The sequence below is a fragment of the Micromonospora sp. NPDC005197 genome (genome assembly GCF_040608295.1).
Lineage (GTDB): Bacteria > Actinomycetota > Actinomycetes > Mycobacteriales > Micromonosporaceae > Micromonospora.
In genome coordinates, this window is record NZ_JBEXHY010000010.1 from 24,155 (window position 1) to 45,654 (window position 21,500).

The 21,500-nt window shown below is 73.3% G+C and carries 20 protein-coding genes; 11 read left to right on the forward strand and 9 right to left on the reverse strand.

Annotation, left to right across the window (positions count from 1 at the left end; genetic code table 11):
• Nucleotides 1-74: 74 nt before the first annotated feature.
• Genes ABZU46_RS06430 through ABZU46_RS06440 form a run of 3 tightly spaced genes read left to right on the forward strand, consistent with a single transcriptional unit; the run spans nt 75 to nt 2,074 of the window.
• Nucleotides 75-476, forward strand: coding sequence for a YciI family protein (locus ABZU46_RS06430; RefSeq protein WP_354855414.1), 402 nt, complete (start codon nt 75-77; stop codon nt 474-476).
• A gap of 3 nt (nt 477-479) precedes the next feature.
• Nucleotides 480-1,745, forward strand: coding sequence for a sigma-70 family RNA polymerase sigma factor (locus tag ABZU46_RS06435; protein WP_354855456.1), 1,266 nt, complete (start codon nt 480-482; stop codon nt 1,743-1,745).
• A gap of 8 nt (nt 1,746-1,753) precedes the next feature.
• Entirely contained in the window at nt 1,754-2,074 is a 321-nt protein-coding gene (locus ABZU46_RS06440) for a multidrug efflux SMR transporter (protein WP_354855415.1), read from the forward strand.
• Between the two features lie 54 nt (nt 2,075-2,128).
• Here ABZU46_RS06440 and ABZU46_RS06445 read toward each other — a convergent pair whose 3' ends face one another.
• Entirely contained in the window at nt 2,129-3,538 is a 1,410-nt protein-coding gene (locus ABZU46_RS06445) for a cellulase family glycosylhydrolase (protein ID WP_354855416.1), read from the reverse strand.
• Nucleotides 3,539-3,915: 377 nt separating this feature from the next.
• Between ABZU46_RS06445 and ABZU46_RS06450 the strand changes: the two genes are divergently transcribed.
• Together ABZU46_RS06450 and ABZU46_RS06455 are read left to right on the forward strand one after the other, a co-directional pair.
• Nucleotides 3,916-4,878 carry a TIGR03557 family F420-dependent LLM class oxidoreductase gene (locus ABZU46_RS06450; RefSeq protein WP_354855417.1) on the forward strand — a complete coding sequence of 321 codons (963 nt, stop codon included), beginning with the start codon at nt 3,916-3,918 and terminating at the stop codon, nt 4,876-4,878.
• The gene (locus tag ABZU46_RS06455; protein ID WP_354855418.1) at nt 4,875-5,714 is read left to right on the forward strand and encodes an alpha/beta hydrolase; all 840 of its coding nucleotides are present in this window, start codon (nt 4,875-4,877) and stop codon (nt 5,712-5,714) included. The genes ABZU46_RS06450 and ABZU46_RS06455 overlap by 4 nt, the downstream gene beginning before the upstream one ends.
• Nucleotides 5,715-5,846: 132 nt before the next feature.
• Here the strand turns inward: ABZU46_RS06455 and ABZU46_RS06460 are convergent, their stop codons facing one another.
• The 7 genes from ABZU46_RS06460 to ABZU46_RS06490 all read right to left on the reverse strand — a co-directional run bounded on the left by ABZU46_RS06460 (nt 5,847) and on the right by ABZU46_RS06490 (nt 12,287).
• Complete coding sequence (locus ABZU46_RS06460) at nt 5,847-6,965, reverse strand: hypothetical protein (RefSeq protein ID WP_354855419.1); 1,119 nt, start codon at nt 6,963-6,965, stop codon at nt 5,847-5,849.
• 47 nt (nt 6,966-7,012) lie between these two features.
• Nucleotides 7,013-7,801: an endonuclease/exonuclease/phosphatase family protein gene (locus ABZU46_RS06465; protein WP_354855420.1), complete on the reverse strand. Its 789-nt coding sequence runs from the start codon at nt 7,799-7,801 to the stop codon at nt 7,013-7,015.
• A 17-nt stretch (nt 7,802-7,818) separates the two neighbouring features.
• Complete coding sequence (locus tag ABZU46_RS06470) at nt 7,819-9,309, reverse strand: phosphatase PAP2 family protein (RefSeq protein WP_354855421.1); 1,491 nt, start codon at nt 9,307-9,309, stop codon at nt 7,819-7,821.
• A gap of 71 nt (nt 9,310-9,380) precedes the next feature.
• Nucleotides 9,381-10,382 carry a YihY/virulence factor BrkB family protein gene (locus ABZU46_RS06475; protein WP_354855422.1) on the reverse strand — a complete coding sequence of 334 codons (1,002 nt, stop codon included), beginning with the start codon at nt 10,380-10,382 and terminating at the stop codon, nt 9,381-9,383.
• On the reverse strand, nt 10,375-11,379 hold the full coding sequence (locus tag ABZU46_RS06480; protein ID WP_354855423.1) for a diacylglycerol kinase family protein: 1,005 nt from the start codon (nt 11,377-11,379) through the stop codon (nt 10,375-10,377). The genes ABZU46_RS06475 and ABZU46_RS06480 overlap by 8 nt, the downstream gene beginning before the upstream one ends.
• A gap of 93 nt (nt 11,380-11,472) precedes the next feature.
• Nucleotides 11,473-12,051 carry a Clp protease N-terminal domain-containing protein gene (locus ABZU46_RS06485; protein WP_354855457.1) on the reverse strand — a complete coding sequence of 193 codons (579 nt, stop codon included), beginning with the start codon at nt 12,049-12,051 and terminating at the stop codon, nt 11,473-11,475.
• Nucleotides 12,051-12,287 carry an HTH domain-containing protein gene (locus ABZU46_RS06490; RefSeq protein ID WP_007457155.1) on the reverse strand — a complete coding sequence of 79 codons (237 nt, stop codon included), beginning with the start codon at nt 12,285-12,287 and terminating at the stop codon, nt 12,051-12,053. The genes ABZU46_RS06485 and ABZU46_RS06490 overlap by 1 nt, the downstream gene beginning before the upstream one ends.
• Nucleotides 12,288-12,480: 193 nt before the next feature.
• Here ABZU46_RS06490 and ABZU46_RS06495 point away from each other — a divergent pair, with 193 nt between their 5' ends.
• The 5 genes from ABZU46_RS06495 (at nt 12,481) to ABZU46_RS06515 (ending at nt 19,668) form a co-directional block, all read left to right on the forward strand.
• Nucleotides 12,481-13,341: a universal stress protein gene (locus ABZU46_RS06495; RefSeq protein ID WP_354855424.1), complete on the forward strand. Its 861-nt coding sequence runs from the start codon at nt 12,481-12,483 to the stop codon at nt 13,339-13,341.
• 66 nt (nt 13,342-13,407) lie between these two features.
• Complete coding sequence (locus tag ABZU46_RS06500) at nt 13,408-15,801, forward strand: phosphoketolase family protein (protein WP_354855425.1); 2,394 nt, start codon at nt 13,408-13,410, stop codon at nt 15,799-15,801.
• Between the two features lie 10 nt (nt 15,802-15,811).
• On the forward strand, nt 15,812-16,657 hold the full coding sequence (locus tag ABZU46_RS06505; protein ID WP_354855426.1) for a universal stress protein: 846 nt from the start codon (nt 15,812-15,814) through the stop codon (nt 16,655-16,657).
• 242 nt (nt 16,658-16,899) lie between these two features.
• Complete coding sequence (locus ABZU46_RS06510; RefSeq protein ID WP_354855427.1) at nt 16,900-17,895, forward strand: nitroreductase; 996 nt, start codon at nt 16,900-16,902, stop codon at nt 17,893-17,895.
• 141 nt (nt 17,896-18,036) lie between these two features.
• A complete protein-coding gene (locus tag ABZU46_RS06515) occupies nt 18,037-19,668 on the forward strand; it encodes a GAF domain-containing sensor histidine kinase (protein WP_354855458.1) in 1,632 nt (543 codons plus the stop codon).
• Nucleotides 19,669-19,683: 15 nt separating this feature from the next.
• On the opposite strand, the gene ABZU46_RS06520 is transcribed toward ABZU46_RS06515, so the two are convergent.
• Nucleotides 19,684-20,322: a response regulator transcription factor gene (locus ABZU46_RS06520; protein WP_234581614.1), complete on the reverse strand. Its 639-nt coding sequence runs from the start codon at nt 20,320-20,322 to the stop codon at nt 19,684-19,686.
• A gap of 195 nt (nt 20,323-20,517) precedes the next feature.
• Between ABZU46_RS06520 and ABZU46_RS06525 the strand changes: the two genes are divergently transcribed.
• Entirely contained in the window at nt 20,518-21,492 is a 975-nt protein-coding gene (locus ABZU46_RS06525; protein WP_354855428.1) for a nitroreductase, read from the forward strand.
• Nucleotides 21,493-21,500 lie beyond the last annotated feature (8 nt).

The following is a 21,500-nucleotide window of genomic DNA, read 5'->3' on the forward strand; positions in this document are numbered from 1 at the left end:
TCGAGAACGGTGACGCGTGCTTCTACCTCAGGGTGAGAGCACCGACCACGGTGCGCGGACGTGAGGGGCGAACCATGAAGTACATGCTGCTGATGCAGTTCAGCGCCACCGGGACCGACTTCCCGAGCATCGACACCTGGACCCCGGACGAGGTCCGGGCCCACATCGCGTTCATGGGCGAGGTCAACGAGAAGCTGACCGCCGCCGGGGAGTGGGTCGACGCGCAGGGCCTCGGTGGCCCGCAGCAGGCGCGGATCGTGCGTGCCGGCGAGGGCAGGACGCCGGTGGTCACGGAGGGGCCGTTCGCCGAGACGAAGGAGTTCCTCGCCGGCTTCTGGATCGTCGACTGCGACAGCCCGCAGCGGGCGGTGGAGGTGGCCGCGTACATCTCCACCGCGCCCGGCCCCGGTGGCCGGCCGCTGAACATGCCGATCGAGGTGCACCCGGTGATGTCCGCACCCACCGAGGAGTTGTGAGGGCTGACCACCGATCCCCACATCGAGGACCTGCTGCGCGAGTTGGCGCCGCAGGTCCTCGGCGTGCTCGCCCGCCGGTTCGGTGACTTCGCCACCGCCGAGGACGCCGTGCAGGAGGCGCTGCTCGCCGCCGCGACCCAGTGGCCGGCCGACGGGTTGCCCGCCAACCCGCGCGGTTGGCTGATCCAGGTCGGCTACCGCCGGATGATCGAGCTGATCCGCGGCGAGCAGGCCCGGCGCCGCCGGGAGGACCTGGTCGCCCGCCGGGATCCTGACGACCGGCAGTACGCGCCGGCAGCGGACGAGGAGTTGACCGCCGAGCGGGACGACACCCTGGTGCTGCTCTTCCTGTGCTGCCACCCGGCGCTCGCCCCCACATCGGCGGTCGCGCTGACCCTGCGCGCGGTCGGCGGGCTCACCACCGCCGAGATAGCGCGCGCGTTCCTGGTGCCCGAGGCGACCATGGCCCAGCGGATCAGCCGGGCCAAGCAGCGTATCCGCGCGTCCGGGCTGCCGTTTCGGATGCCGGAGGAGGCGGAGCGGGCCGACCGGCTGTCCGCCGTCCGGCAGGTGCTCTACCTGATCTTCACCGAGGGGCACACCAGCACCGCCGGCCCGGCCCTGCGCCGCGTCGACCTCGCGGCCGAGGCGATCCGGCTGACCCGCGCGCTGCACACGCGGCTGCCCGACGACAGCGAGACGGCCGGGCTGCTGGCGTTGCTGCTGCTCACCGAGGCGCGCAGCCCGGCGCGCACCGGCCCCTCCGGAGAGTTGATCTCCCTGGCCGACCAGGACCGCAGCCACTGGGACGCCGCGGCGATCGCCGAGGGCGTCGCACTGATCACCCGGGCGCTGCCGCGCGGCCCGGTCGGCCCGTACCAGGTGCAGGCCGCCATCGCCGCCCTGCACGACGAGGCGCCGAGCACCGACGCGACCGACTGGCCGCAGATCCTGGCGCTGTACGAGGTGTTGGAACGGCTCGCCGGCACCCCGGTGGTGGCGCTCAACCGGGCCGTGGCGACCGCCATGGTGCACGGGCCGACAGCCGGCCTCACGGCCCTCGACGCCCTGGGCGACGATCCCCGGCTGGCGGGGCACCACCGGCTGGCCGCCGCCCGCGCGCACCTGCACGAGATGGCCGGCGACCGGGAGCGGGCGATCGCGGACTATCGCGCCGCCGCCGCGCGCACCAGCAGCCTTCCCGAACAGCGCTACCTCACCATGCGGGCCGCCCGGCTCGCCGCCGGTCCACCGACCACCGAGGACTGAGGAACCCTATGGCGTACGTGCTGCTGGGGATCGCCATCCTCGCGGAGGTTCTGGCGACCAGCCTGATCAAGAGCACCGCCGGATTCAGCCGACTCTGGCCGACGCTGGGATGCCTGACCGGGTACGCGCTGGCGTTCCTCCTGCTGGCCCAGGCCGTGAAGGAGATACCGGTCGGTGTCGCGTACGCCCTCTGGTCGGGTCTGGGCACCGCGGCCATCGTGGCGATCGGCGCGGTGTTCCTGGGCGAGTCGGTCGGGCCGGTCAAGCTCGCCGGCATCGCTCTGATCATCGCGGGGGTGGTCATCGTGAACCTGACCGGGGAGCACTGACCGCGGACGACGCGGTGGCCGGGCCCGGTGCGGGCCCGGCCACCTGGACGTCGGTCAGCTTGCCGTGCAGGTCACCTCCGGCTTGGGGTTGGTGCCGGTCCAGCTGCCGATGAAGCCGAAGCTGGCGCTGGCGCCGGCGGCCAGCCGGCCGTTGTAGTCCACGTTGCGCGCGGTCACCGTGGATCCGCTGCTGGTCACCGTCGCGTTCCAGGCCTGGGTGACGCTCTGACCGCTGGCGAAGGTCCACCGCGCGGTCCAACCGGTGATCGCGCTCGTGCCGGCGGTCACCCGCACCTCGCCCTGGAAGCCGCCCTGCCACTGGTTGGTGATGGTGTAGCTGGCCGAGCAGCCACCGGCGGGCGGTGGAGTGGTCGTCGGCGGAGGCGTCGTCGGCGGAGGCGTGGTCGGCGGGGGCGTCGTGGGCGGGGGCGTGGTCGGCGGAGGCGTCGTGGGCGGGGGCGTGGTCGGCGGCGGGGTACCGCCGAAGACGCTTGCCTCGCGGGCGGTCTGCCGGATGCCGTTGGCGCCGTTGAAGACCCGCTGCCCCCAGGTGGTCAGGTTGGCCGGGTTGAACGCGGTCGCCATGTCGAGGTACTCCACGCCACCCCCGTTGCCGCTCCACGACCAGCCCAGCCAGCCGATCCCGTTGGCCTGGCTGTACGCGAGGATGGTGTCCTCGTCCGGGTCACCATCGGAGTGGTTGAAGCCGAACTCACCGACCACGATGGGCAGCCCGGCCGCCCGGAAACGGCCCAGGTAGTCGGTGATCTCGGCGGCGGTGTCGAAGACGCCGTACATGTGGATGGAGAAGACCGTGTTGCGGGCCGGGTCCGCCGCGAAGACCGCGGCGGCGTTGTCGCGCATGGTGAACGACCAGTCCTGCCCCCAGTTCGGGGCGTCCACCATGATCGTGTGGGTCAGCCCACCGGCCCGCAGTCGCTTGATCGCGTTGGCGTTGTCGGTGGCCCACGAGGAGTAGTTCTGGTTGCCGTACGGCTCGTTGCCGATGTTGACGATGACGTACCGTTCCTGGCCGACCAGCACATCTTTAAGGCTGAGCCAGTAGTCGACGGCGCGGTCCAGCGTGATCGCGCCGCTCTGCTCGCCGTAGCCGGTGGTGTCGTGCACCTCCAGTACGCAGATCAGCCGGTTGGCCTTGCACAGCGAGATGACGTTGGCGACGTCGGCGTTGGTGTTGCGGGTCCACCGGTCGCCACTGGCGAGCACCACCCGCACGGTGTTCGCGCCGAGTGCCTTGACGTTCGCGAACGTGCTGGTCTGCTGCGGATACCAGGTGTGGGCGTGGTTCACCCCACGCATGATGAATTGGGCGCCGTTGGCGTCGTACAGCTTGCCGCCCGCGACGGAGAAGCCGGCCGCGGCGTGCGCCGGCTGGCTGAACGCCAGCACGGCGAGGAGCAACGCGAGCAGGGCCGAGCCGGCGGCGGAGAGTCGAGTCTTCATGGCCTTCCTCAGGGAGGACCCCCGGTGCCCGACAGGGGTGGGACGTGACAGGGGAAGGCGGCTGCAGCCCGACAGCCGCCGCCCGGCTCCCGGCGACGCTCGCATCAGCCTAGGGCGATGGATCAGCCCTAGCAACCGGTTCAGTAGCCTGGTCAGGGACGCGGACAGCCGTAACGGCCCGCGTGGAAGCGGGCCGTCACGGGGCGATCATCCCCACCACAGGATGTGCGCCAGACCGTAGGTCTTAACCGGTTAAGACGACCGTAGGCCGGTCGCTGGCATCCGTCAAGCATCGGCCGTCCGAACCGGACGAGAGGGTTGACGGCCGCTGACCTGGGTATCTCGGGACGAACCGTCGGCGAGAAGGAGATACCCGGATGGTGAGCGTCGGCTACACCCTGATGTGCGAGCAGGCCGGTCCGAAGCAGCTGGTGGACCACGCGGTGCGGGCCGAGGCGGCCGGCTTCGACCAACTGGTGATCTCTGATCACTACTATCCCTGGCTCGACGCCCAGGGCCACTCCCCGTACGCCTGGTCGGTGCTCGGCGCGGTCGCGCACGCCACCTCCCGCGCGGAGCTGATGTCCTTCGTGACCTGCCCGATCCGCCGCTACCACCCGGCCGTGGTCGCGCAGAAGGCCAGCACCATCGGGGCGCTCTCGGACGGGCGGTTCACCCTCGGCCTGGGCGCCGGGGAGAACCTCAACGAGCATGTCGTCGGCGGCTGGCCGCACGTGCAGCAGCGCCACGAGATGTTCGAGGAGGCGCTGCAGATCATCCGGCCGCTGCTCAACGGTGAGACGTTGACCTTCTCCGGCAACCACTTCGACGTGCCCGACGCCTACGTCTGGGACCGCCCCGAGCGGCCGGTGCCGATGGCCATCGCCGCCTCCGGCCGGCAGTCCGCCACGCTGGCGGCCGAGTACGGCAACGGCCTCGTCTCCACCGAGCCCGACCGGCACATCATCGAGATGTACGACGACGCCGGTGGCGTCGGCCAGCCCCGCTACGGGCAGGTGGCCATCTGCTACGGCCCGGACGAGGCCGAGTGCCGCAAGACCGTGCACGACCAGTTCCGCTGGTTCGGAATGGGTTGGAAGGTCAACGCCGACCTGCCCGACCCGGACGCCTTCGCCGCCGCCACCCAGTTCGTGCGCGAGGAGGACGTCGCCGAGGGCATCTCCTGCGGCCCGGACGTGGACGCGCACGTCGAGGCGTTCCGCAAGTTCGTCGACGCCGGCTTCACGCACGTGGCGATCATCCAGGTCGGCGGCGAGAGCCAGCCGATGTTCCTGGACTGGGCACAGGAGCAGCTGCTGCCCCGGCTGCGCCAACTGTGAGGCTGACGCCCGCCGGCCGCTTCGGGCCGGCCGAGCTGCGGCTCGCCATCGCCGCGCCTCGGCCGGCCGCCGGCTTGACAAGCGAGTGGCGGCTCGTCGACGGGCTGCGTACCCACACCCGGCGTGGCCCGGACCCCGGCACCGGCAACCCGCCCGTGGTCCTGGTGCACGGCCTGGCGGTCTCGCACCGCTACCTCACCCCGCTGGCCGTCGCGCTCGCCCAAACCCATCCGGTGTACGTGCCGGACCTGCCCGGCTTCGGCCTGACCGCGCACCCCCACGGCGCGTACGACGTGCGCCGGCACGCCGCACACCTGGCCGCCTGGCTGGCGGCGTACCGGTTGCCGCCGGTCTGCCTGCTCGGGCATTCGTTCGGCGCCGAGGTGGCCGCCGCGCTCGCGGCGACCCACCCGGAGGCGGTACGCGCGCTGGTGCTGGCCGGGCCGACCGCCGACCCGGCCGGCCGGTCCCGCCGGGCCCAGTTCGGCCGGTGGCTGGTGGACACCCTGCACGAGTCGCCGTTGCAGGCGCCGATCCTGCTCCGGGACGTCTGGAACGCGCGACCCTGGCGGGTCCTGGCGACGTTGTCGCACTCGGTCCGCAACACGATCGAGGCGGACCTGGTCCGGATCACGGCGCCGACGCTTGTCGTCACCGGCGCGCGGGATCCCGTCGCGCCGGCCGCCTGGCGGACCCAGGTGGCCCGGCTGGTCCCGGACGCCGATCTGGTGGTCGTTCCCCGGGCCGCACACAACGTGGCCACCACGGCTCCGACGGCGGTCGCCGACGCGATCCGCCACCTGCTCACCCCGCAGCCCGCACTCACGGACAGGTGAAACCCATGCGTTTCGGTAACACAGAGATCCGCCCGCTCGGTGGTGGCCTGGGCTGCCTCCTGATGATCCTCTTCTCGATCCTGGCCTCGGTGGTGCTGACCGTGCTGCTCAACCTCGTGCTCTGAGGCGTCGTCAGCGGCGCAGACCCAGTGCGCTCAGCACTTCCCGGGACGCCACCCGGGCCGGGTCGAGCACCGCGCGGCGGGTCCACCGGGCCGCCGGCGTGATGGTCGCCCGCCAGACCGCTCGCAGGCTGCGCGCCGCCGGCACGACCGTCACCGACCAGACCCAGCGGATGCCCGACAGCAGCGGACGTACGGTGTGCCGCCACAGCCAGCGCAGCCCCAGCCCGACCGGGCGCAGCAGCAGTCGGTAGACCCACCGCAGCAGCCAGCCGGCGGTCTGCCACGCTCCCACCAGCGCGGCCACGACCAGCCGGCCGAACCCCGCGACGAGCCACCAGACTCCCCGCGCCAGGCCGACCACGACCCACCAGAATCCCCGCGCCAGCGCGACGAGCGCGGTGCCCAACGCCCCGGCGAGCACGGCGACGCCGCGCCACAGCAGCCGTCCGGCGGGGGCGAGCGTCGCGCCCAGCCAGCGCAGCGGCCGCACGATGAGGTGCTCGGCGAGCCAGACCAGCACGCGTCCCAGGGCCACCAGAGGCGGGCGCAGCCCATGGTGGGCCAGCCACACCAGCGGCGACCAGAGCACCGTGCGGACCGTCCAAGCGAGGGCGTACCCCAGCCACACCAGTGGCAACCACACGAGGGTGCGGGCCACCCACGCGACACCCCGCCCCAACCACACCAGTGGCAACCACACGAGAGTGCGGGCCACCCACGCGACACCCCGGGCCAGCCACACTAGGGGCACCCAGACGAGATTGCGGGCCGCCCAGCGCAGGGGACGCCACAGTAGACGGTCGGCGCACCACAGCAGCGGACGCCAGAGCAGCCGGTCCAGGGCCCAGACAAACGGGGCCACCAGCCAGTCGCGCAGGAACCGTCCCACCGGGGTGAGCAGGTACCGGCGCAGCAGCCGGCCGGCAGCCGCGATCAGCTCCCAGAGCAGGCGTACCGGCAGCACGAAGACCAGCGCGACACCGCGCGCGACGGCCGCGACCAGCGGGAGCGCGACGGCGGCCGGCTCCGCCGTGCGGACAGCCGACGGGGCTCGGGCCGCGAGCATCACCGGGGGCGCGGCCGGGTTGTCGGCGGGCGGCGCGGGGAGCGGTGGTTGGTCGGTCACGGTGGGCACGGTAGCCCGGCGACGCCATCGGCCAGGGCCCCGCGCGGTCACGGGTCGATGGTGGCCAGCAGTGGATAGTGGTCGGAGGCCGTGTCCGCTGTTGCACCACGGATCACCTGGCAGCCATGCACCCGCTCGGCCACCGCGCGGCTGCCGAAGAGGTAGTCCAGCCGCATGCCGGCGAACTCGGCCCCGCCGAAGCGGGTGGGCACGGTGAGACCGTCGGCCTCCGGCGCTCGGACGTTGGACGACGGCCACAGGTCGACGAGGTTGGCGGCGAGCAGGCGGGCGATCGCGCGGGTGTCCACGGCGCCACCGCCCCGGCGCACATGCCGTCGCCGGTAGATGGCGCTCAGGCCGGTCAGGCGAGCGGTGTGGTCGACCGTCGGGTCGAGCGAGTTGAGGTCGCCGGCGAGCAGCGTCAGCGGCCCCGGGGCGCGGCGCAGCGCCGCCACCAGCCAGTCGACCTCCATCCGTCGGCGTCCGCCGGAGTACGGGTAGAGGTGGGTGCCGAGCACGGTGAGCGGGCCGGCCGAGGTGGACACCACGACGCGGGCGGCGGCGTGGTGGAACGGCCGGCGCAGCGCCCCCGCGGCGAGAACCCGGTACGGCGGCCGGACCAGCACCGCCACCGGCTGCCCGAAGCAGGACCGGGCCAGGTGGGGCGTCATCCCCACCCGGCCCGCCACCGTGGCCATCAACCCGTCCCGGTCGAAGCCGCGCAGCTCCTGCAGGGCCAACACGTCCGGCCTCTGCTGGTCGATGACCTGAACCACCTGATCCAGCCGGTCGGAGCCACCGCGGTCCCGGCCGCCGGTGCGGATGTTCCAGGTCATCACCCGCACGGCAGCGCTCAGTCGGCTCGGCCGGCGCGCGCCAGCTCGTCGTCGAGGGTGTCCACGTCGTCGGACTCGATGGCCGGCTGGTTGCCCTCCGTCAGGTCGGCGTTCGGGCGGATCACGAGGTAGAGCAGCGCGATCCAGAGCGCGGAGAGCAGGATCGCGCCCATGAAGTCGGTCGGGTGGTGCATCCCCCGGTACATCCGCGAGGTCGCCACCCCGGCCGGCATGATCACGGCCAACGCCACGAAGACCCACCGCCACCAGCGGTCGGTACGCGGGAACACGATGAGGGTGATCGCCAGCCAGACGCAGATCGTCGCCGCGATGTGCCCGGACGGGAAGGAGGAGGTGGGCATCTGCCCGTCCAGGTTCTCCACCGGGGGCCGTGGCCGGTCGACCGCACGCGCCGAGGCGAGGAAGAGGGTCAGCTCACCGACCATCGCCAGCGCCACGAACAGCACGGGCCGCCACCGCCGCCACACCGCGAGCACCAGCGGGCAGAACACCAGCGAGATGAGCAGGATCGCGTGGGTGTCACCGAACTTGCTCCACCACCAGCTCACCTCGGTCAGCATGTCGGTGTGCCGGGCGGCGAACCAGCGGGGAACCTCGGTGTCGAGGGTGTCGAAGAAGGTGCCCTTGGCGTGATAGCTGACGTACGTGCCGAAGCCGTACAGCGCGCCGAACACCAGCACCCAGCCGACCAGCAGCTCGGCCACCGCCGAGCGGGGGTGCGCCAGCACGTGCTCCTCGGCCGGGGCGGGGGCGATCTCGTGCCCGGCCTCCGGCTCCAGCCCCTCGCTCAGCGGCGGCACCGGCCGGCCGCGCTCGCGCCGCCACAGCCGGAAGGCGTACGCGGTCACGCCCAGCCACGTGGCGCCGAGCAGCCAGCCGGCCAGCACGTCGGAGACGAAGTGCACGCCCAGCGCGATCCGGGTCAGCCCGATCAGCGCCACCAGCACACCGACGCCGACGATCGCGGGCTTGCGCCAGCGCGGTGCCATCGCCGGCAGGAACACCAGCAGCAGCGCCCCGTACGCGACGAACGAGCCCAGCGCGTGCCCGCTCGGGAAGCTGTTGCCGGGTGCGCTGGCGACCGGGATGTCCACCACCGGGCGGAGCCGGCCGACGAGGGTCTTGAGCGACGGGTCGAGGATCAGCCCACCGACCCCGGTGATGATCAGGTAGACGGCCAGCCGGGGCTGCCGTCGGATCAGCAGCCCGACCACCGCGATGGTGACCAGCCAGATGAGGATCGGCCGGCCGCCCAGGTCGGTCACCGCCTGAAGCACGGTGACCAGCGGGTGGTGCGGGGCGACGAGCGAGTTGAACCACTCGGCGACCGCGTGGTCGGCGTCCTGCAACGGGCTCCACCGCACCCGCACGAGCAACAACAACAGCCCGAAAGCCACGCCGGCACCGGTGACGGCCACCAGGCCGGCGATGCTCCGTTCGGCGAAGTGACCGATCGGACGTCGAGCCACCTCTTTGACCGCGGTCACCCCGCACCTCCCTTGTTGTACCTGGCGAGGCGCTGTACCCGATCCGGGTCAGGCGTACACCCGGGCGCCGCTCAGAGCGCCGTCATGTCCCCGGTGTCGAGCAGCTCGGCGCGGTCGGTCTCGGGCTCCCACAGGTCGGGCTGCGCCGGCTCCTCCACGCCGATGCGCAGCGCCTCCAGCTGGGCTGCGAAGGCCAGCCCACCGAAGAGCGCCATGCCGGTCAGGTTGGCCCAGAGCAGCAGCGCCATCATGCCGGTCAGCGCGCCGTAGGTCTGGCCGAAGCCGTCGCTGAACCGCACGTACGCGGCGAGCAGCAGGCTGGCCAGCCACCACAGGGCCGTGGCGATGCCCGCGCCGAAGAAGAGCCAGGACAGGCCCGGTTGGTTGCGGCGTGGCGCGTGCCGGAACAGCACTGCCACGGCGACCACGGTCAGCCCGAGGCTCAGCGGGAAGCGGACCACGTCCCAGATGCCGTTGGCGACCTCGCCCCACTCGTAGTGCTTGCGGACCGAGTCGCCCATCGCCCCGCCGCCGACGAGGATCAGGAAGCCGGCCAGCGCGGGCAGGCCGGCGGTGACGGCCAGGATGGCCGCCCGCAGGTATTTCGGCAGGGCCGGGCGATCCCGTTCGACCCCGTAGATGCGGTTGGCGCCCCGCTCGATCTGGGCCATCGTGGTGGTCAGCGCGACCAGCCCGGTGAGCAGACCGAGGGTGAGCGCCAGCTCACCGGCGTCCTCGACGCGTTCGCCCTCGCCGAGCAGCTCGCCGACCACCTGCGCGCTCTGGCCCGGGGTGAGCGCCAGCACGGTGTCGGCGACCACCTGGCCGCCCTCCTCGACACCCAGCTTGCTGATCAGACCGGTGAGGGCGATCAGGAACGGCACCACGGCGAGGCAGAGCTGCAACGCGAAGGCGCGGGAGTGGCTGAACCCGTCGCCGTAGCGGAACCGGATGAACGCGTCGCGCAGCAGGTGCCAGCCGCCCTTGCGGCGCAGTGTGTGCCAGGCGTCGTCGGCCGACAGCTCCTCGTTGGCCATCAGCCGGGTCTCCGGCACGATCCGGGTGCTACTCACGGCGCGCTTCCTCGATCAGCTGCTCGCCCCGCTCCCCGGCGGCCTGCGCGTCGACGGACAGGTCGGGGGCGTCCTCGGGCTGCGGGACGCAGAGCCAGAGCGCCCCGGGCCGGATCTCGGCGTGCAGCCGCCGACCGGGGGCGATGAGGTCGCCGTCGAGCTCCCGCGGCTGCGCCCGGTCGCTGCTGACCACCACCGTCCGGCCGCGGAAGACCTCCATCTGCGGCACCTGGCCGCTGCGGCGGATCACCGCCCAGCCGAGGGCCAGCCAGTGCCGCAGGTTGCGCGGGGTGAGCACGGCGACGTCGAGCCAACCGTCGTCCGGCTCGGCCTCGGTGAGCAGGCGGACCCCGCCCTGGAGCCGGCCGACGTTGGCGATCAGCACCGAGCGGGCCCGGCGGCGCACCGGCGGGCGGTCGTCGATGCGGATCTGCACCCGCATCGGCCGGTCCCGCAGGTGCCGGGCAGCGCCCATGACGTACGCCGGCCAGCCGATGCGGGCCTTGGTGGTCTCGTTGGTGGCGGCGAGCATCTGGGCGTCGAAGCCCATGCCGGCCATGACGGTGAAGTACTGGTCCTCCACCGCGCCGACGTCGAGCAGCCGCCGGCCGCGTTCGACGGCGACCTGGAGCCCCGCCGCGAGGTCGGTGGAGAGGCCGAGGTTGGCGGCGAGCAGGTTGCCGGTGCCCTGCGGCAGCACGGCGAGGGCAACGTCGGTGCCGACGAGCCCGCTGACGCAGGACATCACTGTGCCGTCGCCGCCGCAGGCGAAGACCAGGTCGACGCCGGCCTTGACGGCCTGCTCGGTCTGGCCGCGGCCGGGATCGTCGACGGTGGTCTCGAACCACTGCGGCTCGGGCCAGCCGGCGGCGCTCAGGGCGTCGTTCACGGTACGGCGCAGCTCGTCGAGATCGTCAACCTTGGCCGGGTTCACCACCACGGCGGAGCGCAGCCCGCCGTCGCCACCCGAGGGGCGCCTGTCCTGTCCAGCATCCACGGCGCAAGTGTGCAGCACCGGGCCGCCTTCAGCGACCCGATGACCGGCCGGCGTCGGAAGTGCCACAGACAGGTTTCAACGCGTACGCGTGCGTCACGCCGCCGTCCGCAGCGCGGTCTCCACCTGTCGGCGCAGATCGTCGAGGTCGACGCCCGCTTCGGTGAGCACCAGCGCGCCCAGCCCCTGGCCCTCGCGCAGCACCCCGAGCAGGATGTGCTCGGTGCCGATGTGCTTGTGGCGCAGCCGCAGCGCCTCGCGCAGCGACAGCTCCAGCGCCTTCTTCGACCGGGGCGAGAACGGCCCGCCGAGGTAGCGTCGACGCCGCCAGCGGCGGCGCGGCGCCGGGACGGCCTCGCGCAGCGCGTCGGGGCCGAAGGACTGCTCGATGCGGGCCACGATGGCGGCCAGGTCGATGCCGATCTCGCGCAGCGCCGCCGCGTCCGCGTCGCCGAGGCCAGCGCCTCCGCCGCTGGTGTGCCGCCGGACCCGCTCGCGCAGGTCGTCGGCGCGCACCCCGGCGTCGGTGAGCACCCGGCTGGCCAGGCCGGCCTCGTCGGCGAGCAGGGCGAGCAGCAGGTGCTCGGTGCCGACCGGCCGCTGACCCTCGGCCCGCGCCTCCTCCAGCGCCTGCCGCACCACGCCGCGCGCCCGCTCGGTGAACCGTTCGAACATCACGCCTCCCAGGATGAGTTGACCGCCGGTCGCCCAGCGTGTTTCTTGTGCACCGCCTGCCGGCTGACCTCGAGCGCGTCGGCGATCTCCTGCCAGGACCAGCCCTGTCGACGGGCGTTGTCCACCTGGACCACCTCGAGTCGCTCGAGCAGCCGGCGCAGCGCGCGGACGGCGCGCAGCCCGACCCGGGGGTCGGTGCTGCCGGCTGCCGCCGCGAGTTCCGTCGCCTGACTCATGCCGTCAACATACGTTGACACCACCACCGCTGTCAACCTTTGTTGACGTCCGGTCGCGTCGCCCCCCCGATGCGCGGACCACCGCAGGCCCGTCGGCGCGGCCCGAACCGGCCCGCCGCCGCGTCCACCCGACTACCCTCAGTCAGGAGACAGCGCGGTCGTGCCGGGCGCGACGCCCGGGAGGTGATATCGGATGGCGGTATCCGCCGACGCGGAGGTGCTGGTCGGCCTCGGCTCGGACGGTGACCTTCCGGTCGTGGAGCAGGCCGCGCAGGAGGCCGCCGGGCACGGCCGACCGCTGCACGTCGTGCACACCTTCGACTGGCACGCGGCCTTCGAGGCGGCGACCGTCGCCGCGCCGCGGAACGAGGCCGAGAACCTGATCACCCGGGCCGCCCAGCTCGCCCACCAGGTCGAACCCGGTCTGACCGTACGCGCCGAGATCGTCGAGAGCGGCCTGCTTCCCACCCTCATCCGCCGGTCCGAGACGGCCTTCCTGCTGGCGGTCGGCGACAGCGGAATGGCCGGCAGCGGCCAGTGCGTCCCGGCCGAGACGTCCGCCGTGCAGTTGGCCGCGCGAGCCAACTGCCCGCTGCTGGTGGTCCGCCGCGAACCGCCGCCGCAGGGCCCGGTCCTGGTCGGGGTGGACGGCTCGCCCAGCTCACACCTCGCCCTGCGGTGGGCCGTGGACTGCGCACGCAGGCGCGACGCCCGCCTCGTGGCGCTGCGGGTGGCGGAGAGCAACGAGGACACCCACGCGGTCGCCGAGCAGCTCAGCGAGGCCCTGGCCCGCCACACCGACCGCCACAGCGGGGTGCCCACCGAGTGCCGGGTCGCCCGCGGCGACCCCGGGCAGGTGCTCGTCGACACGTCCCGGTCGGCCCAGCTGGCGGTGGTCGCCGCCCGGGGCGACGAACCGGGACGAGCCATGCTCGGCGCGGTCGCCCAGTCCCTGCTCTACCACTCCCCCGCCCCGGTGGTCGTCGTACGCGGCCTGGCCGAGATGCCGCTCACCGAGCCCGACGCCCGCCCGACCCGGGACCAACGGCCCTGACCGGCCGCGTCGGCGGCGGCGAGGCTGGACGCCGGACACCCGCCCCTACCCGCGAGAGGCAGCATCATGGACATCGCTCTCGACGTGCAGCGCGCACTCACCGACGAGGAGCTGCGCCGGCTGGACGCCTACTGGCGTGCCGCGAACTACCTCACCGTCGGGCAGATCTACCTGCTGGGCAACCCCCTGCTGCGCGAGCCGCTGACCCCCGACGACATCAAGCCACGGCTGCTCGGACACTGGGGCACCAGCCCCGGACTCAACCTGATCTACGCGCACCTCAACCGGGTGATCGTCGCCCGCGACCTGAACGCGATGCTGGTCACCGGCCCCGGGCACGGCGGCCCGGCCATCGTGGCCAACACGTGGCTGGAGGGCACCTGGTCGGAGCGTTACCACGACGTGGCGCGCGACGAGGCCGGGATGGCCCGGCTGTTCCGGCAGTTCTCCTTCCCCGGCGGCATTCCCAGCCACGTCGCGGCGGACGTGCCGGGCTCGATCCACGAGGGCGGCGAGCTCGGGTACGCCCTGAGCCACGCCTACGGCGCCGCGTTCGACCACCCGGACCTCGTGGTGGCCTGCGTGGTCGGCGACGGTGAGGCGGAGACCGGGCCGCTGGCCGGCAGCTGGCTCTCCAGCGTCTTTTTGAATCCGGCCCGCGACGGCGCGGTGCTGCCCATCCTGCACCTCAACGGCTACAAGATCGCCAACCCGGCCGTGCTGTCCCGGATACCCGAGTCCGATCTGCTCGACATCATGCGGGGTTCGGGCTACCAGCCGTACGTGGTGTCCGGCGACGACCCGGCCGTGGTGCACCGCACGCTCGCCGCGACGATGGACCGGGCGCTGGACGAGATCGCCGAGATCCAGCGGCGGGCCCGTTCCGGCGGTGTCGTCGAACGCCCCCGCTGGCCGATGATCGTGCTGCGGACGCCGAAGGGCTGGACGGGCCCGCGCGAGGTCGACGGCACCCAGGTGGAGGGCACGTACCGCGCACACCAGGTGCCACTGTCGGGCGTCCGCGACAACCCCGCCCACCTGGCCGAACTGGAGCACTGGCTGCGCAGCTACCGGCCGGAGGAGCTGTTCGACGCCACCGGCGCTCCGGTCGACGAGCTGCGCACGCTGCCGCCACGCGGTGACCGACGGATGAGCGCCAACCCGGTCACCAACGGCGGAGTGGTCCTGCGCGACCTGACCCTGCCCAACTTCCGCGACTACGGCCTGGACGTCCGGGAGCCGGGCCAGCCGATGGCCGGCGCGACCGGGGTGCTCGGCCCGTGGATCCGCGACGTGATCACCGCCAACCCGCAGACGTTCCGACTGTTCGGCCCGGACGAGGTCGCGTCCAACCGGTTGGGCGCCGCCTTCGAGGTGACCGACCGGGCCTGGATCGCCGGCACGGTCCCCGGCGACGACCACCTCTCCCCCGACGGCCGGGTCATGGAGGTGCTCTCCGAGCACCTGTGCCAGGGTTGGCTGGAGGGTTACCTGCTGACCGGCCGGCACGGCGTTTTCACCAGCTACGAGGCGTTCATCCACATCGTCGACTCGATGGTCAACCAGCACGCCAAGTGGCTGAAGGTGACCCGGGCGATCCCCTGGCGGCAGCCCCTCGCCTCGCTCAACTACCTGCTGTCCAGTCACGTTTGGCGGCAGGACCACAACGGTTTCTCGCACCAGGACCCCGGCTTCATCGACCACGTGGTCAACAAGAAGGCCGAGGTGGTGCGGGTCTACCTGCCGCCGGACGCCAACACGCTGCTCGCCACGATGGACCACTGCCTGCGCAGCCGGCACTACATCAACGTGGTGGTGGCCGGCAAGCAGGCCGCGCCGAACTGGTTGACGATGACGGAGGCGATCCAGCACACCCGGCGTGGCCTGGGCATCTGGGAGTGGGCCAGCAACGACGGCGGCAGCGAGCCGGACGTCATCCTGGCCTGCTGCGGTGACGTGCCCACCCTGGAGACGCTGGCCGCCACCGAGCTGCTGCGCGAGCACCTGCCGGAGCTGAAGGTGCGGCTGGTCAACGTGGTCGACCTGATGCGCCTGCAGCCGGACACCGAACACCCGCACGGCCTGCCCGACAAGGAGTTCGACACCATCTTCACCGCGGACCGGCCCGTCATCTTCGCCTACCACGGCTACCCGTGGCTGATCCACCGGCTGACCTACCGCCGCTCCAACCATGGCAACCTGCACGTGCGCGGCTACAAGGAGGAGGGCACCACCACCACCCCGTTCGACATGGTGATGCTCAACGACCTGGACCGCTTCCACCTGGTCATCGACGTCATCGACCGGGTGCCCGGCCTCGGCGCCCGCGCCGCGCACCTGCGCCAGGACATGGTCGACGCCCGGCAGGCCGCCCGCGACTACACCCGCGAACACGGCGAGGACGACCCCCGGGTCGCCGAGTGGCGCTGGGTCCGCGAGACCGACCCGACCAACCCCTGAGGAGGACGACGTGCGGGACGCGGAGATCCTGGTCGGCTACGACGGCTCCACCGACGCGTCGGTGGCCCTGGACTGGGCGCTGGCCGAGGCCGAGCGCAGCGGCCAGCCGGTGCGGCTGGCGTACGTCTTCGAGTGGCTGACGGTGGCCAGTTGGGTCGGTCCGGGCGTGGCGCCCGGCGTCTGGCCGGACGACACCGCCCGGAGACAGGCGGACGACCTGGTTCGCAAGGCCGCGGCGGACGCCGCCGCCGCGCACCCCGGCCTGACGGTCACCGGCGAGGTGTACGACGGGCCGCCGGCCCTGGTGTTGCAGGAGCGCTCCGCCGACGCGGGGCTGCTGGTACTCGGCAGCCGCGGCCACGGAGGGTTCGGCGGGCTGCTGGCCGGGTCGACGGCGGTGGCGGTCGCCGCGCACGCGCACTGCCCGGTCGTGGTGGTCCGTGACGGGACCGCCAGCGGACCGGAAGCCCCGGTGGCGGTCGGTGTGGACGGTTCGGAGCCGTCGCTGGTGGCGCTCGGGTTCGCGGTCGAGCGGGCCGCCCAACGCCGGGTGCCGCTGCGCGTGCTGCACGCCTGGACCCCCGGCCCCGAGGCGGCGGCCGGGACGCCCGACGAGCAGGCCGCCGTCGAGGAGGCGCTGGAGCCGTGGCGGCGGACGTTCCCCGAGCTGGACATCACGCTCGACCTCGTCGCGGGCAGCCCGGCGGGGACGCTCATCGAGTCGAGCCGGTCCGCGCAGTTGGTGGTGGTCGGCAGTCGGGGCCGGGGTGGGCTGGCCGGGATGCTGCTCGGCTCGGTCAGCCAGCAGCTGATCCAGCACGCCGGCTGCCCGGTCGCGGTCGTCCGGGAACGCTGAGGCCGCGCCCGCTCGACTGCCCGCGTCGGCGGGTGGCGCGACAGCAGCGCGTCCCGGTGGCTCGGCGCATTCGCCGGCACCCGAGCCGGCCGCCGGTCGAGGCACCAGGTGGGCGCAACGACCCGCCGATTCGGGACCTGCGGCCCCTGCCCGGCGTCCGGGATTGCCCCACGATGGAGCGGCAACACACCGCGCGACAGCGCCAGGTGAGGCACGATGGCTAAGACGGAAAGGTCGTGACGATGAGTCAGGACAGTCAGCTGACGACCGCGCTGACGGAGGCCGCCACCACCGCCGGCCAGGCCCCCTCGGTGCACAACACGCAGCCGTGGCGGTGGCGGGTGCTCCCCGACGCGCTGGAGCTGCGTACGGTCACCGACCGGCAGCTCGCGGCCAGCGACCCGGAGGGGCGGCTGCTCACGATCAGCTGCGGCGCGGCCCTGCACCACGCCCGGCTGGCGCTCGCCGCCGAAGGCTGGCGCGCGGTGGTGCAGCGCCTGCCCGACCCGGGCGACACCGACCTGCTGGCCCGGCTGACCGACCTGAGCCGGACCGCGGGCGACCCGGACGCCATGCGGATGGTGCAGTGCATGTCGGTGCGGCACACCGACCGGCGGCCGGTCAGCGACGAGCCGGTGCCGACCGCCGCGATCGGGGAGATCGCCCAGGCGGTCACCGCAGAGGGCGGCCGCCTACAGATCCTGGACCGCGACCAGGTGCTGGAACTGGCCGCCACGGCCGGGCACGCCGACACGGTCGAGGCCGAGGACCCGGAGCTGCGCGCCGAGCTGGCGTACTGGACGAGCCGCGCCGACAGCGGCACCGGTCTGCCCCCCGAGGTGCTCCCCGAGCAGCCGCCACAGACCACCGTGCCCGGCCGTGACTTCGGCCGCCCCGGCAGCCTGCCGGTCGGCCCCGGCCACGACCGGGCGGCGGTGTACGCGCTGCTGCACGGCGACGAGGACGAGCGGGACAGCTGGCTGCGCGCGGGTGAAGCGCTCTCCGCCGCCTGGCTGACCGCCACCCGGCTCGGCGTGTCGGTGGTGCCGCTGAGCGCGGTGGTCGAGGTCCCGGGCACCCGACAGACCCTGCGTCAGGTGCTCGCCGGCATCGGCTTCCCGTACCTCGTGCTGCGTCTGGGCATCGCGGACCCGGCACACGCGGGCCCGCCGCACACCCCGCGGCTGGCCAGCGAGCAGGTGGTGGACACCTCCGCGGTGCGCGGCGAGCGGGCCTGACGGGCGATCGACGGTGTACGCCGACGCTACGATCGCGCGGTGACCAGCAGCGTTCCGCAGCCCCGCCCGGAATCCCCGGTGACGCCGTCGCTCGGGCTGAGCCCGCTGTCCCGGGTCCGCCTCGACGAGCTGTTGCAGGAGATGCTGGACCGGGTCGGCGAGGTGATGACCAGCCGGGAGCGGCTGCGGGCGCTGCTCGACGCGGTCGTCGGCATCGGCACCAACCTGGATCTGCGCACCACCCTGCGACGCATCGTGCAGGCGGCCTGCGAGCTGGTCGGCGCCCGGTACGGCGCGCTGGGCGTGGTCGGCCCGGACCGGCTGCTGCACGACTTCATCGTGCACGGCATCACGCCCGAGCAGCACGCGCAGATCGGCGACCTGCCGCACGGGCGGGGCGTGCTCGGCCTGCTCATCGACGATTCCCGCCCGCTGCGCATGCCGGACATCACCCAGCACCCACGCTCCTACGGCTTCCCCGCCAACCACCCGCCCATGCACAGCTTCCTGGGCGTGCCAGTGCTCATCCGGGAGCAGGTGTTCGGCAACCTCTACCTGGCCGAGAAGCAGGGCGGCGCGCAGTTCACCGAGGACGACGAGGAGATCGTCGTCGCGCTCGCGGCCGCCGCCGGCGTGGCCATCGAGAATGCCCGCCTGTACGCCCTGGCCCACCGGCGGGAACGCTGGCTCGCCGCGACCGCCGAGATCACCACGGTGCTGCTCGGCGAGGTGCGCCGCACCGACGCGTTGACGCTGGTCGCCCGCCGGGCCCGGGAGGTCGCCGAGGCGGAGCTGGCGCTGGTGCTGCTCCACGACAGCGAGACCGCCCAGTTCACCGTGGAGGTCGTCGACGGCGTCGACGAGCGGGCCCGGGCGCTGGTCGGCGCGGTCCTGCCGGCCGCCGACACCAGCTTCGGGGCGGCCGTGGCCGAGGGTCGGCACGACCAGGTGGACGACCTGGCACACGCCGCGCCGTGGCCGGCGCTGCTGCACACCGGGCCCGCGATCGTCTCACCGCTGGCCACCGCCGACACGCTGCACGGCGTGCTGATCGTGGCGCACCGGCCGGAGCGCGGCGGCGGTGCCAGTGCCGAGGACGTGGCGCTGCTGGGCAGCTTCGCCGGTCAGGCGGCGCTGGCCATGGAACGGGCCCGCGGCCAGGAGGAACGGGAGCTGCTGGTGGTCCTGGAGGACCGCGAACGGATCGCCCGCGACCTGCACGACGTGGTGATCCAGCGGCTCTTCGCCACCGGCCTGCAGTTGCAGAGCGCCGCGCCGATGATGGCCCGCCCCGAGGTGGCGAAGCGGATCAACGCGGCCGTCGACGACCTCGACGCCACCATCCGCGACATCCGGCGCACCATCTTCGAGCTGCGGACGCCGATGACCGCCGCGCTGCGCACCGAGATCCGCGAGGCCATCGAGTTGGCCGCCGAGTCGCTGGGCTTCAAGCCGCACCTGGAGGTGACCGGCCCGGTGGACAGCGCCGTGCCGGACGCCCTCCGCCCGGATCTCACCGCCGTGCTGCGCGAGGCGCTGTCCAACACGGTCCGCCACGCGCAGGCCACCCGCGTCGACGTGGCCGTACGCGTCGACGGCGGGCAGGTCAGCGTGACGGTCACCGACAACGGGGTGGGCTGCGACCCGGCCGCCGCCCGAGGTGGCCTCATCAACCTGCGGGAACGCGCCGACCGCCTCGGCGGCACCTTCACGATCCGCCCGGTCGAGGCGCACGGCACCGAGCTGTGCTGGTCGGTGCCCCTGCGCGACTGACCGGCGCGGGTCGGCTCAGGGCGTTTTGCCCAACAGACGGGTGGCCAGGACGGCGGCCTGGGTGCGGCGCTCCAGGCCCAGCTTGGCCAGCACGCTGGAGACGTAGTTCTTCACCGTCTTCTCGGCGAGGAACATCTTTCCCGCGATCTCCCGGTTGGTCAGCCCCTCGGCCACGTACTCCAGGATCCGCCGCTCCTGCTCGGTGAGCGACTTCAACTCGCGCGGCTGCTCGACGCCGTTGCGGATGCGTTCCAGCACCCGGGTGGTGATCGCCGGGTCGAGCAGGGACTGCCCGGCTGCCACCCGACGCACCGCGTCGACCAGGTCGGTGCCGCGGATCTGCTTGAGCACGTACCCGGCGGCCCCCGCCATGATCGCGGCGAACAGCGCCTCGTCGTCCTCGTACGAGGTGAGGATCAGGCCCTTGATGGACGAGTCGACGGCCCGGATGTCGCGGCACACGTCGATGCCGTTGCCGTCGGGCAGCCGGGCGTCGAGGATCGCGACGTCGGGCCGCAGCGCCGGGATGCGGCGGGACGCCTCCTGCGCGGAGCCGGACTCGCCGACCACCTCGATGTCACCGCTGCTCTGCAGCAGGTCGGCCAGGCCACGGCGGACGACCTCGTGGTCGTCGAGGAGGAAGACGCGGATCATCCCTCGTTTCTACCCGCGCCGCTCGGCAGGCGCACGGGCCGAAGGTCCCGACCGGAGGGACCGACTGTCGGTGGGGCGGTCGGGCCCGGTGGATCGGGACGTCCGGCCCTGCTCGGCGCCCATCCGGCGGGCGGACCGTGGGGGTGCGCCGGCCGCCGCGACTCGACGACCGGCCCACCGGAAGGGAGCACCGCCATGCACATCGGCTACACCACAGCCCAACTGCGAGCCGCCGCCGCGGACGCGGTCCGCGCGCCGTCGCTGCACAACACGCAGCCGTGGCGGTTACGGCTACGCGACGGTGGGATCGAGGTGCTGGCCGACCCGGCCCGGCGGCTGCCGGCGACCGACCCGAGCGGTTGGGGCGTACGGATCGCCTGCGGTGCAGCCCTGTTCAACCTGCGGGTCGCGCTGGCCGTGGCCGGCGTCCCGGCCCGGGTACGGCTGCGCCCCGACCCGGCCGAGCCGGACCTGCTGGCCCGGCTGGTGCCGGACATCCCGCGCCGGCCCACCCCCGCCGAGCAGAGCCTGCACGCGGCCATCCCCCGCCGGTTCAGCAACCGGCTGCCGTTCTGGCCGGACCCGGTGCCGTCCGACGCGCGGTGGCGCCTCGGTGAGGCGGCCCGCGCCGAGGGGTGCTGGCTGGAGTTGCTGATCGGGGTGAGCGCGGTGACGGCATTCGGGGAGATCGCCCGCAGCGCGCACCGGGTGCTGGAGCGCGACCCGGCCTACCGGGCGGAACGCGAGCGGTGGCTGCGCCGGGAGCCCGCGCCGGACGGCGTACCCGCCTCGGCCGGCGGCCCGCAGCACGAGCCGCAGGACGTGCTGCCGACGCGCGGCTTCGGCGGGCGCGACCGGGCGCCGGGACGGGACTTCGAACCCGAGCCGCTGGTGGGGGTGCTCGGCTCGGTCGGCAACACCGCCATCGACCAGGTGGTCGCCGGTCAGGCCCTGCAACGGGTGCTGCTCACCGCCACCGACTCGGGGTTGAGCGTGTCGATGCTGTCCCAGCCGATCGAGGTGCCGACCGCGCGGGAACAGCTGCGGGTGTCGCTGGGGCGGTTCGGCGCGCCGCAGATGGTGCTGCGCATCGGGTACGGCCAGCCGGGCCGCCCCACCCCTCGCCGGGCGGTTGAGGACGCCTTGGAATTGCCGGTGATCTGTCCGTGAGCAGATCC

What these genes read in the sequence shown, in the direction of transcription:
- ABZU46_RS06445 (WP_354855416.1), bottom strand. Translation starts at nt 3,538, where the DNA reads ATGAAGACTCGACTCTCCGCCGCCGGCTCGGCCCTGCTCGCGTTGCTC.
- ABZU46_RS06440 (WP_354855415.1), top strand. Translation starts at nt 1,754, where the DNA reads ATGGCGTACGTGCTGCTGGGGATCGCCATCCTCGCGGAGGTTCTGGCG.
- ABZU46_RS06515 (WP_354855458.1), top strand. Translation starts at nt 18,037, where the DNA reads ATGCTGGACCGGGTCGGCGAGGTGATGACCAGCCGGGAGCGGCTGCGG.
- ABZU46_RS06450 (WP_354855417.1), top strand. Translation starts at nt 3,916, where the DNA reads ATGGTGAGCGTCGGCTACACCCTGATGTGCGAGCAGGCCGGTCCGAAG.
- ABZU46_RS06525 (WP_354855428.1), top strand. Translation starts at nt 20,518, where the DNA reads ATGCACATCGGCTACACCACAGCCCAACTGCGAGCCGCCGCCGCGGAC.
- ABZU46_RS06520 (WP_234581614.1), bottom strand. Translation starts at nt 20,322, where the DNA reads ATGATCCGCGTCTTCCTCCTCGACGACCACGAGGTCGTCCGCCGTGGC.
- ABZU46_RS06500 (WP_354855425.1), top strand. Translation starts at nt 13,408, where the DNA reads ATGGACATCGCTCTCGACGTGCAGCGCGCACTCACCGACGAGGAGCTG.
- ABZU46_RS06510 (WP_354855427.1), top strand. Translation starts at nt 16,900, where the DNA reads ATGAGTCAGGACAGTCAGCTGACGACCGCGCTGACGGAGGCCGCCACC.
- ABZU46_RS06430 (WP_354855414.1), top strand. Translation starts at nt 75, where the DNA reads ATGAAGTACATGCTGCTGATGCAGTTCAGCGCCACCGGGACCGACTTC.
- ABZU46_RS06490 (WP_007457155.1), bottom strand. Translation starts at nt 12,287, where the DNA reads ATGAGTCAGGCGACGGAACTCGCGGCGGCAGCCGGCAGCACCGACCCC.
- ABZU46_RS06465 (WP_354855420.1), bottom strand. Translation starts at nt 7,801, where the DNA reads ATGACCTGGAACATCCGCACCGGCGGCCGGGACCGCGGTGGCTCCGAC.
- ABZU46_RS06495 (WP_354855424.1), top strand. Translation starts at nt 12,481, where the DNA reads ATGGCGGTATCCGCCGACGCGGAGGTGCTGGTCGGCCTCGGCTCGGAC.
- ABZU46_RS06485 (WP_354855457.1), bottom strand. Translation starts at nt 12,051, where the DNA reads ATGTTCGAACGGTTCACCGAGCGGGCGCGCGGCGTGGTGCGGCAGGCG.